This window comes from Cellulomonas hominis, assembly GCF_005239125.1.
In the GTDB taxonomy this organism is placed as follows: Bacteria; Actinomycetota; Actinomycetes; order Actinomycetales; family Cellulomonadaceae; genus Cellulomonas; species Cellulomonas hominis_A.
The window spans coordinates 1-10,814 of record NZ_SZYE01000132.1 but is presented as its reverse complement, the minus strand read 5'-3'; the positions used below and the strand labels follow the sequence as shown (position 1 = coordinate 10,814).

The 10,814-nt window shown below is 74.6% G+C and carries 9 protein-coding genes; 4 read left to right on the top strand and 5 right to left on the bottom strand.

The annotated features are described in order from the left end of the window. Positions 1–82: 82 nt before the first annotated feature. From leuS to FA014_RS14220, 4 genes are all read right to left on the bottom strand, one after another. Positions 83–3,046, bottom strand: a complete 2,964-nt coding sequence (gene leuS, locus FA014_RS14235) for a leucine--tRNA ligase (protein WP_419178405.1) — start codon at positions 3,044–3,046, stop codon at positions 83–85. A 74-nt stretch (positions 3,047–3,120) separates the two neighbouring features. Beyond that, positions 3,121–4,353 carry an MFS transporter gene (locus FA014_RS14230; RefSeq protein WP_328288203.1) on the bottom strand — a complete coding sequence of 411 codons (1,233 nt, stop codon included), beginning with the start codon at positions 4,351–4,353 and terminating at the stop codon, positions 3,121–3,123. A gap of 128 nt (positions 4,354–4,481) precedes the next feature. Then, positions 4,482–5,183: a metal-dependent transcriptional regulator gene (locus FA014_RS14225; RefSeq protein WP_230323168.1), complete on the bottom strand. Its 702-nt coding sequence runs from the start codon at positions 5,181–5,183 to the stop codon at positions 4,482–4,484. Between the two features lie 129 nt (positions 5,184–5,312). Beyond that, positions 5,313–6,089, bottom strand: coding sequence for an LLM class F420-dependent oxidoreductase (locus tag FA014_RS14220; protein ID WP_154730318.1), 777 nt, complete (start codon positions 6,087–6,089; stop codon positions 5,313–5,315). 116 nt (positions 6,090–6,205) lie between these two features. Between FA014_RS14220 and FA014_RS14215 the strand changes: the two genes are divergently transcribed. Together FA014_RS14215 and FA014_RS14210 are read left to right on the top strand one after the other, a co-directional pair. Further along, complete coding sequence (locus FA014_RS14215; RefSeq protein WP_154730317.1) at positions 6,206–7,258, top strand: hydroxymethylglutaryl-CoA reductase; 1,053 nt, start codon at positions 6,206–6,208, stop codon at positions 7,256–7,258. A 231-nt stretch (positions 7,259–7,489) separates the two neighbouring features. Next, the gene (locus tag FA014_RS14210) at positions 7,490–8,689 is read left to right on the top strand and encodes a hydroxymethylglutaryl-CoA synthase (protein WP_154730316.1); all 1,200 of its coding nucleotides are present in this window, start codon (positions 7,490–7,492) and stop codon (positions 8,687–8,689) included. Between the two features lie 28 nt (positions 8,690–8,717). On the opposite strand, the gene FA014_RS14205 is transcribed toward FA014_RS14210, so the two are convergent. Next, complete coding sequence (locus tag FA014_RS14205) at positions 8,718–9,680, bottom strand: hypothetical protein (protein ID WP_154730315.1); 963 nt, start codon at positions 9,678–9,680, stop codon at positions 8,718–8,720. Between the two features lie 47 nt (positions 9,681–9,727). On the opposite strand from FA014_RS14205, the gene FA014_RS14200 reads away from it, so the two are divergent. Together FA014_RS14200 and FA014_RS14195 are read left to right on the top strand one after the other, a co-directional pair. Further along, on the top strand, positions 9,728–10,126 hold the full coding sequence (locus FA014_RS14200) for an anti-sigma factor domain-containing protein (protein WP_419178406.1): 399 nt from the start codon (positions 9,728–9,730) through the stop codon (positions 10,124–10,126). A 33-nt stretch (positions 10,127–10,159) separates the two neighbouring features. Next, positions 10,160–10,814: maleylpyruvate isomerase family mycothiol-dependent enzyme (locus tag FA014_RS14195; protein WP_154730314.1), on the top strand; the 655-nt coding region annotated here is incomplete at its 3' end.

Here is a 10,814-nt window from a genome sequence, read left to right as displayed (position 1 = left end):
CCGGGCCGACCGCCGGGCACGCCGCCGCTCCCCGCCCCCGCGTCGTGCGCGGCGGGCGGGGCGTCGGCGCCCTCGGGCAGCGTCAGGCCGGCACCACGTTGACGAGCTTCGGCGCCCGCACGATCACCGTGCGCACGTCGCGCCCGGCCATCGCCCGCTGGACACCCGGGTCCGCCAGCGCGAGCTCGCGCAGCGTGGCCTCGTCGGCGTCGGGCGCGACCTCGGCCCGCCCGCGGACCTTGCCCTGCACCTGGAACACGCAGGTCACGGACTCCTGCACCAGGTACTGCGGGTCGACGACCGGGAACGGCTCGTGCGCGAGCGACCGCTCGTGGCCCAGGCGGGACCACAGCTCCTCGGCCAGGTGCGGGGCCACGGGTGCGGTCATGAGCACCAGCTGCTCGGCGACGGTGCGCGGCACGGCGGGCAGCGACGTCAGGTGGTTGTTGAGGACGATGAGCTTGGCGATCGCGGTGTTGATCCGCATGCCCTGCATGTCCTCGCCGACCTCGGCGATGGTGCGGTGCAGGACGCGCAGCGTCTCGACCGTCGGCTCCTCGTCGACCACGGTGACCTCGCCGGTCTCCTCGGAGACGACGTTGCGCCACACGCGCTGCAGGAACCGCTGCGCACCGACGACGGCCCGGGTCTCCCACGGGCGGGACAGGTCGAGGGGGCCCATCGACATCTCGTACACGCGCAGGGTGTCGGCGCCGTACTCGGCGTACATCTCGTCCGGGGAGACGGCGTTCTTCAGCGACTTGCCGATCTTGCCGTACTCGCGGAACACCTCCTCGCCGTTCCAGGTGAAGCCGGACTCGACGGACTCGTCCTCGACCACCTCGGCGGCGGGGACGTACACGCCGCGCACGTCGGTGTAGGCGTAGGCCTGGATGTAGCCCTGGTTGAACAGCTTGTAGAACGGCTCGCGGCTGGTGACGTGGCCCAGGTCGTAGAGCACCTTGTGCCAGAACCGGGCGTACAGCAGGTGCAGCACCGCGTGCTCGACGCCGCCGACGTACAGGTCGACACCGCCGGCGCCGTGGGTGTCGCCGGGGTTGTGGCCGGGGCCCATCCAGTACTGCTCGAGCGCGGGGTCGACGACCTGGCCGGTCGCGTGCTGCGGGTCCAGGTAGTGCAGGTAGTACCAGCACGACCCGGCCCAGTTCGGCATGGTGTTGGTGTCGCGGCGGTAGACCTTCGGGCCGTCGCCCAGGTCGAGCGTGACGTTCACCCAGTCGTCGTTGCGGCTCAGCGGCGCCTCCGGCGAGGAGTCCGCGTCCTCGGGGTCGAAGGTGCGCGGCGCGTAGTCCGGCACGTCCGGCAGGTCGACGGGCAGCGACTGCTCCGGGATGGCGATGGGCAGGTCGTTCTCGTCGTAGACGATCGGGAACGGCTCGCCCCAGTACCGCTGCCGGCTGAACAGCCAGTCGCGCAGCCGGTAGGTGGTGGTGCGGGACCCGGCGCCGCGCTCGGCCAGCCAGTCGACGATCCGGGTCTTGGCCTCGGCGACGGACAGGCCGTCCAGGCTGATCTCGTCGTTGGCCGAGTTGATGATCGCGCCGTCGCCGGTCCAGGCGCCCTCGTGACCCTCGGGCGGCTGCACGGTGTGCACGACCGGCAGGCCGAACGCCTCGGCGAACGCGAAGTCGCGGGTGTCGCCGCCGGGGACGGCCATGATCGCGCCGGTGCCGTAGCCCATGAGGACGTAGTCGGCGATGAACACGGGCAGCTGGGCGCCGTTCACCGGGTTCAGGGCGTACCCGCCGGTGAACACGCCGGTCTTGCGGCCGGCGTCGGCCTGCCGCTCGACGGCGGTCTTGGCGGCGGCCTCGCGGCGGTAGGCGGCGACGGCCTCGGCGGGCGACGCGGCTCCCCCGCGCCACGCCTCCGGCACGTCCTCGTCCCACGCCGGCTCGGAGTCCGCGACGATCGCGTCCACCAGCGGGTGCTCCGGCGCCAGCACGACGTAGGTCGCGCCGAACAGCGTGTCGGGGCGGGTGGTGAAGACGGTCAGCGGCTCGTCGGCGTCGGTGACCTCGAAGTCGACGTGCGCGCCCTCGGACCGGCCGATCCAGTTCCGCTGCATCGCGGTGACCTTCTCGGGCCAGTCGATCAGCGCCAGGTCGTCGGCCAGGCGGTCGGCGTACGCGGTGATCCGCATGTTCCACTGCCGCAGCGTGCGCTGGAACACCGGGAAGTTGCCGCGCTCGGACCGGCCGTCGGAGGTGACCTCCTCGTTGGCCAGCACGGTGCCCAGGCCCGGGCACCAGTTCACGGGCGTCTCGGAGACGTAGGCCAGGCGCTGCGCGTCGACCACGCGGCGGCGCTGCACGTCATCCAGGTCGGCCCACGCGGCGCCGTCGGGCACCCCGTCGATCCCGCCCGGCACCGCACGGGCGCCCGACTCGTACGCCTCGACCAGCGTCGACACCGGCCGGGCCGCGCCCGTGCCGCCGTCGGGTCGCACGGCGTCCTCGTCGTACCAGGACTCGAAGATCTGCAGGAAGATCCACTGCGTCCAGCGCACGTAGTCCGGGTCGATCGTCGCGAAGGACCGGCGCGGGTCGTGCGCGACGCCCAGGCGCCTGAGCTGCCGCGCCATGATCTCGATGTTCGCCTCGGTCGTCGTGCGCGGGTGCTGGCCCGTCTGCACGGCGTACTGCTCGGCGGGCAGGCCGAACGCGTCGTAGCCCAGCGCGTGCAGCACGTTGTCGCCCTGCATCCGGCGGAACCGCGCGACGACGTCGGTGGCGATGTAGCCCAGCGGATGGCCGACGTGCAGGCCCGCGCCCGAGGGGTACGGGAACATGTCCATCACGAAGAACGGCCGCGCGCCCTCGCGGGCGTTCGCGCCGTCGCCGTCGGTCAGCGCGCTGCCGGCCGGGTTGGCCGCGAAGAACGTGCCGCGCTCGACCCACTCGTCCTGCCACCGGAGCTCGATCTGCTGGGCGAGCTCGGCGGTGTACCGGAACGGCACGTCCTGGCCGCCGGCGGTGGCCGGGGCGGAGGCGGGATCGGGCTGGGTGCTGGCGGGCGACGTCACCGGGGAAGTCTATCGACGCGCGCACGTCCTCCCGGACGTGGCCGGCCGCCCGGGTGGGCGCGCCCCCCGGCCGGTCAGCCCGCGCGCCGCCGGGCCGCCGGGCCGAGCACGACGGCGGAGATGACCAGGCCGACCACGGTCAGCCCCGCCCCCACCCAGGCCGGCGCGACGTAGCCGAGGCCGCCCGCGATCACGAGCCCACCCACCCACGCGCCGAACGCGTTCCCGGCGTTGAGCGCGGAGTGGCAGAGCGCCGCGCCGAGTGACGGCGCGGACGGCGACAGGTCCATCAGCCACGCCTGCAGCGACAGCCCGAGCACCTGCGTGGTCACGCCCAGCAGCACGATCGCCAGCACGCCGGGCACGACCCACTGCGCGAGCACCGCGATGAGCACGAGCGCCACGATCGTCGACGCGAACCCGAGCAGCACGGTCCGGGCGACCGACCGGTCCGCGAGGCGGCCGCCGAGCAGCGTCCCGGCCGTCATCCCGACGCCGAACAGCGCGAGCACGACCGGCACCGTCACCTCGGCGAGGCCCGTGACCTCGGTGAGCAGCGGCGAGACGTAGGAGTAGACGGCGAACATGCCGCCGAACCCGATCGACCCGGCGGCGCAGGCCACCCACAGCCGCCCGTTCCGCAGCGCCCCGAGCTCGGCGCGCACCGTCGCGCCGTCCCGCACCGGCAGGCCGGGCAGGAACCGGAGCAGGGCCAGCAGGGTCAGCGCGCCGAGCACGCCGACGGCCACGAACGCCACCCGCCAGCCGAACACCTGGCCCAGCACCGTCGACAGCGGGACGCCCACGACGTTCGCGATCGTCAGGCCGGCCATCATCGTGGCGACGGCCTGCCCGCGGCGCCCCGGCCCGGCGACGTGCGCGCCCATGACCGCGCCGACGCCGAAGAACGCGCCGTGCGGCAGGCCCGCGACGAACCGCGCCGCGACCAGCCAGCCGAGCGACGGGGCGAGGGCCGACAGCACGTTGCCGACGGTGAACGCCGCCATGAGCAGCAGGAGCAGCTTCCGGCGGTCCATCCGGGCCGCCAGCGTGGTCAGCAGCGGTGCTCCGACGACGACGCCCAGCGCGTACGCGGTGATCGCGTGGCCGGCCTCGGGGATCGTGCCGTCGAGGTCGGTCGCGATCAGCGGCAGCAGGCCCATCGTGGCGAACTCGGTGGTGCCGATCGCGAACCCGCCCAGCGCCAGGGCCAGCAGCGGCAGCCGCGCGCGGCGGCGGACCAGGTGCGGGTCGAGGACGACGTCGGAGTCGACCGGGGGCGTGCTGCCCCGCGTGCTGGTTCCCAAGAGTGCGCTCCCGCGTCGTCGTCCCTGCGGCGGCACGCACGCGGGCGCTCAGCGGTCCCGACGGGTGCGGCAGCCCGTCCCGGTGGCAGCGACGGCGCAACTCCGGTGCGGCCAACCCTACCGGGCGGTCACCGGGGGTCGAGCAGCACCCAGATCGCCCGGGCCGCGACCTCGCCGAGCTCGACGGGCCGCGCGTCGGCGCCGTCGGCGGCGTCCGGGGCCGACACCCGCACCGCGGTCATCCCGGCGAAGTCCCGCCGCTCGACGACCTCGACCCGCGCGTCCAGCACCACGCCGACCGACGCGAGGTAGCGCAGCAGGCCGGGGTCGGCGTCGGAGATCCGCGCGATCCGGCCGGAGCCCGCCGTCAGGTCCCAGAGCATGTCCGCGGCCGGCGTGGGCACGGTGCCGTCGGGCGCCGGGATGGGGTCGCCGTGCGGGTCGCGGGTCGGGTGGCCCAGGCGGGCGTCGATCCGCTCGACCATGAGGTCCGACACGGCGTGCTCCAGCACCTCGGCCTCGTCGTGCACCTCGTCCCACGCGTAGCCGAGCTCGCTGACCAGGAACGTCTCGATCAGCCGGTGCCGCCGCACGACCTGCACCGCGTGCCGGACGCCCTCGTCCGTGAGGGTGATCGCGGCGTACGGCGCGTGCTCCACCAGGCCCTGGTCGGCGAGCCGGCGCACGGTCTCCGACACCGTCGAGGCACCGACGCCCAGCCGCTCGGCGAGCATCTTGGTGGTCACGGGAGCGGACGACCACTCGCGCGCGGTCCAGACGACCTTCAGGTAGTCCTGGGCCACGGGGGTCAGGTCGCTGGTCTCGCTCACGCCCCCAGGTTAGGGCCCGCGCGTCGGCACCCCGCGCGCGAGTTCGCCGGTTGCGCGCCCACGAGGGGTGCGGAACCGGCGAACTCGCGCGGAACCGGCGAACTCGCCCGGCCCCGCGCCCGCCCGCGGTCAGGCCTGGGCGTCCCGCCAGGCCACCCACTGCTCGACCAGCGAGAGGTCGTAGTCCGGGCCGGACACCCCGACCGTGAACAGCGTGACGCCGGCGTCGACCAGCGGGGCCGCGACCTCGGTCGGGGCCGCGGAGACCGCGACGCTGCGCTCGACGAGCGAGGAGGTGTCCCGGCCGACGGCCGTGCCGTGCTCGTCGAGGATCGCGCTCTTGCGGGTCAGGATGTCCAGGTCGCCGAACGAGTGCCACACGTCGGCGTGCTCGGCCACGACGCGCAGCGTCTTGCGCTCCCCGCCGCCGCCGATGAGCACCGGGATGTCGCGGGTCGGGGCCGGGTTGCCGGCCGCGAGGCGCGCCTTGATCCGCGGCAGGGCCGACGCCAGGTCGGCGATCCGCGAGCCGGCCGTGCCGAACTCGTAGCCGAACTGGTCGTAGTCCTTCTCGAACCAGCCGGCGCCGATCCCGAGGATCAGCCGCCCGCCGCTGATGTGGTCGACGGTGCGGGCCATGTCGGCCAGCAGCTCCGGGTTCCGGTACGAGTTGCAGGTCACCAGGGCGCCGATCTGCACCCGGCTCGTCTGCTCCGCCCAGGCCCCGAGCATGGTCCAGCACTCGAAGTGCTTGCCGTCGGGGTCGCCGGACAGCGGGAAGAAGTGGTCCCAGTTGAAGATCACGTCCACGCCCAGGTCCTCGGCGCGGCGGACCGCGTCCCGGATCTGCGCGTAGTCGGCGTGCTGGGGCTGGATCTGGACTCCGATGCGGAGCGGTCGCGTCATGGGTGCACCGTACGTCCGCGCGGACGGGCGTGCGCCCGGCGTCTACGCTGGCCGTCGCGCCGCCAGCGCACCGCCGCGCCCGGCCGCGCACCCGTACCCGATCCCCGGAGGTCCCCATGCCCGCCGCAGACACGTCCGCGCCGATCCCCCTGCGCTGGGTCGGACCCGTGCGGATCAGCGGCAACGTGATGTCCGGCGAGACCGAGGTGCCGCTCGCGACCTACGAGTCCCCGCTGTGGCCGAGCGTCCGCCGCGGCGCCCGGCTGTCGACGATGGTCGAGGGCGGGATCAAGGCCACGCTCGTCGACGAGCGGATGTCCCGCTCCGTGCTGCTGGAGGCCGACGACGCCGAGGCCGCGCTCGCCGCCTGGCAGCACCTGTCCGCCCGGCGCGAGGAGCTCGCGGCGGTCGTCGCCACCACCAGCCGGTTCGCCCGGCTGATCGACCTGCACGTCCAGATCGCCGCGAACCTGCTGTTCGTGCGGTTCGAGCTGACCACCGGCGACGCCTCCGGCCACAACATGGTGACCAACGCGGCCGACACGCTGATGGACCACGTCCTCGCGACCGTCCCGGGCGTCCGGTACGGGTCGATCTCCGGCAACTTCTGCTCGGACAAGAAGGCCACCGCGGTCAACGGCATCCTCGGCCGCGGCAAGAACGTCGTCACCGAGATCGTGCTGCCGCGCCGGCACGTCGAGCGGTTCCTGCACACGACGCCCGAGGCGATCGTGCAGCTGAACATCCGCAAGAACCTGATCGGCACCATGCTCGCGGGCGGCCTGCGGTCCGCGAACGCGCACTACGCGAACATGCTGCTGGCGTTCTACCTGGCGACCGGCCAGGACGCGGCCAACATCGTCGAGGGCTCGCAGGGCCTGACGCACGCCGAGGTGCGCGACGGCGACCTGTACTTCTCCTGCACGCTGCCGAACCTCATCGTGGGCAGCGTCGGCAACGGCAAGGGCCTCGACTTCGTCGAGGAGAACCTGACCCGGCTGGGCTGCCGCGAGCAGCGCGAGCCCGGGGACAACGCGCGGCGGCTCGCGGTGCTGTGCGCGGCGACCGTGCTGTGCGGCGAGCTGTCGCTGATGGCGGCGCAGACCAACCCGGGCGAGCTGATGGCCGCGCACCTCACGCTGGAGCGGGGCGCGCCCGCGAAGGGCTGACCGCCACGTGATCGTGACCACGTTCACGAACGGGATGATCCCGGGCGCCGTCGGCGTTCCGTGAGGAGCAGGTGAAGAGTCCCGACGCTCGCTGGTCGGTGCTCGCACGCAGGGCTACAGTCGTCCGGGCCTCGCGTGACCGCCGACGACGGCGGACCGCACCGCAGGCCCGTCACCACGCCGGGTCACCGCCCGTGGACGACGTCCAGCCCGAGAGGATCCCACCCCGACATGCAGCTCGGCATCGACGACCTGGCGTTCGCGACCGCGGGCCGGTACCTCGACCTGGCGGACCTGGCGCCCGTGCACGGCGTGGAGCCGGCGAAGTACACGGTGGGCCTCGGCCAGGACCGGATGAGCGTGTGCGCCCCGGACGAGGACGTCGTCACGCTGGCCGCGGCGGCGGCGCTCCCTCTCGTGGCGGATCTCGCCGACGACGAGCGCGCCGCGATCCGCACCGTGCTGCTCGCGACCGAGAGCGGCATCGACCAGTCCAAGTCGGCCGGCGTGTACGTGCACCGGCTGCTCGGGCTGAACCCCGCCGCGCGCGTCGTCGAGCTCAAGCAGGCCTGCTACTCCGGCACCTCGGCGCTGCAGATGGCCCTCGCGCTCGTCGCCCGGAACCCCGAGCAGAAGGTCCTCGTGATCTGCTCGGACGTCGCCCGGTACGACGTCGGCTCGTCCGGCGAGCCCACCCAGGGCTGCGGCGCGGTCGCGATGCTGGTCACGGCGAACCCGCGGCTGGTCGCCATCGAGCCGGTCTCCGGCCTGCACACCACCGACGTCATGGACTTCTGGCGCCCGAACTACCGCACGACCGCGGTCGTCGACGGCCGGCTGTCGCTGCGCGCCTACACCGACTCCCTCACCGGCGCGTGGCAGGACTTCCGCGCCCAGGGCGGCGCCGAGTTCGGCGACATCGACGCGTTCGTCTACCACCAGCCGTTCACCAAGATGGCCGTCAAGGCGCACGCGCACCTGACCCGCCTGGTCGGCGCCCCGCGGGACGCCGAGGTGATGGACGCGCAGATCGCCGACACCCTCCGGTACAACCGCGAGATCGGGAACTCCTACACCGCGTCGATGTACATCGGCCTCGTGTCGCTGCTCGACCACGCCGCCGAGGACCTGGCCGGCGCGCGGATCGGGTTCTTCTCCTACGGCTCCGGCGCCGTCGGCGAGTTCTTCACCGGCGTGGTGCAGCCCGGCTACCGCGCCCGGCTGCGCACCGCCGCGCACCGCCGGCTGCTCGACGAGCGCGACCGGGTGTCGCACGCCGAGTACGCGCGGATCGTCGCCCCGGTGAACCCCGTCGACGGCGGGGACCACGACGTCGAGCGGCTGACCCGGGGCCCGTTCCGGCTCGCGGCGATCACCGGGCACCAGCGGGTGTACGAGCGCACCGAGGCCGCCTCGGCCGCGGTGGCCTGACCCGGCCGCGCCCGGCGCCCGCCGCTGACTACTGGTACGTCACGAGGTCCGGCACCGGCTGCACCGCGTAGGTCTGCGCCGGGTCGAGCATCGGCGTGTCCTCGTCGTAGAAGTTCTTCCAGCCCCAGTGCACGTCGGGCGCGCCCTGGTGCAGCGTCGCCCAGGTCCCGGCCTTCGCGGGCTGAGAGCCCTGGCCGTCGGCGTGGATGATCGTCGCGAGCTCGTCGTGGCCGGTGTGCAGCCGCTCGCGGTCGGTGATCATCCGGAGCGAGAACTGGTGCAGCAGGAACATCTTCTGCGGCAGCCGCCGGTCCCGCGTGAAGGTCGCGAGCCAGTCGGCGGTGGCGTTCACCTCGTCGACGCCCACCGAGCCGATCTGGCGCAGGTGCACCTGGTCGGGGGCGAGCCGCCACTCCGGGTCGAGCGCGAGCCCGACGTGCGGGTACTCCAGGAGCTCGGCGTACCGCTGCGCCTGGGTGAGGAAGTCGGTGCGGCCGGGCTGCAGGTCGATGACGACCGCCTGCCCCGCCTCCTGGGCGGCCTCGACCAGCGGGCGCAGCTCGTCCACGGACCGGGCCCGGGAGTACGAGCCGTCGGGCTCGGGGGCGGCCGACGCGATGGTGGCGATGACCTCGAGCGTCGGCACGACCGCGTCGGCGGTCAGCGCCCGGTAGGGGGCGGCGGTCTGCTCGGCGCGGGCGATCGTGGCCGGCACGTCCTGCTCCCCCAGCACGCCGAGCGCCGGGGTGCCGGGCGTGCCGTAGAGCGCGACGTACCGCTTGCCGTCGACGCCCGGGGCCGACGACGCGTCCGGGAAGACGAGCTGGCCGCCGCCGGGCAGCTCGACGCCGGTGGACGCGCTGGCGACGCGCGGGCCCAGCCGGGCCGCGTCGCCGAACGACGACCCGACGGCGACGACGGTGTCCACGCCGGTGAGCGCCCGCACGGCGGCGGACGTGGCGCGCGGGTCCGCCCCGGGCACGTCGACCACCGGCAGGCCGGCGGCGCGGGCCGTGGCTCGCCGCCGCGGCCGCCGGCCTGGTCGTCGGGGCCGTCGCGGGTGGCCTCGCGGTCTCCGCCGCCCTGCGCCCCGACGCCGAGACGGTCGTCGCCGAGGTCCGGCTGGACGCCCTGCCGGGCTGGTCGGCCTCCGGGGACGCGCTGCTCGAGGAGGACGCCGCCGGGCGCCGGACCCTGGTGGTCCGTCTGGCCGACGGCGACGCCGACGGCTTCCGCCAGGTGTGGCTGCTCGACGCGGGCGCGACGCGCCTGGTCTCCCTCGGGGTGCTCGACGGCGACGAGGGGCGGTTCGTCGTCCCCGACGGGCTCGACCTGGCCGAGTTCCCGGTGGTCGACGTGTCCGCCGAGCCGTTCGACGGCGACCCGGCCCACTCGGGTGACAGCATCGTGCGGGGCGAGCTCGCCCTCCCGGCCTGACCGGCCGGCGGACCGAGGACGAGGAGCAGTGCGATGGTGCCGTGGGCGCCCGAGCGGTACTGGGCAGCGATCCGGGACGAGCGCGCGCGGCTCCTCGCGGACCTGGAGGCGCTCCCGGCCCGGGCGTGGTCGGCGCCGACCCTCTGCGGGGACTGGTCGGTCGAGGACGTCGTCGCGCACCTGACGGCGGGCGCGAGCACCGGGCGGTGGGCGTGGCTGCGCAGCATCGTCGCCGCCCGGTTCGACACCGACCGGCACAACGCGCGGCGGCTCGCCGAGCACCGCGGCCCCACCCCGTCCGACACGCTCGCGGGCTTCCGGTCGGTCGTCGACGCGCGGGTCGCCCCGACCGGTGACCTGTGGGCGTGGCTCGGCGAGGTCGTCGTGCACGGCACCGACATCCGCGAGCCGCTCGGCGTGCGGGGCGCGCCGTCCCCCGAGGCGGTGGAGGCGGTCGCGGCCGGGTACGTGAGCCGCGACTTCGCCGTCGCGTCGCGCACCGTCGCGTCGGGTGTGCGGCTGGTCGCGGACGACAGCGCGTTCCGCGCGGGCGACGGGCCGGAGGCGACGGGCACGACGCTCGACCTCGTCATGGCGATGGCGGGCCGGCCGGCCGCGGCGGCGCGGCTCGTCGGGGAGGGCGCACCCCTGCTGGCGGCGGCGGTCGGGCGCCGGCAGCCCGGCGCCG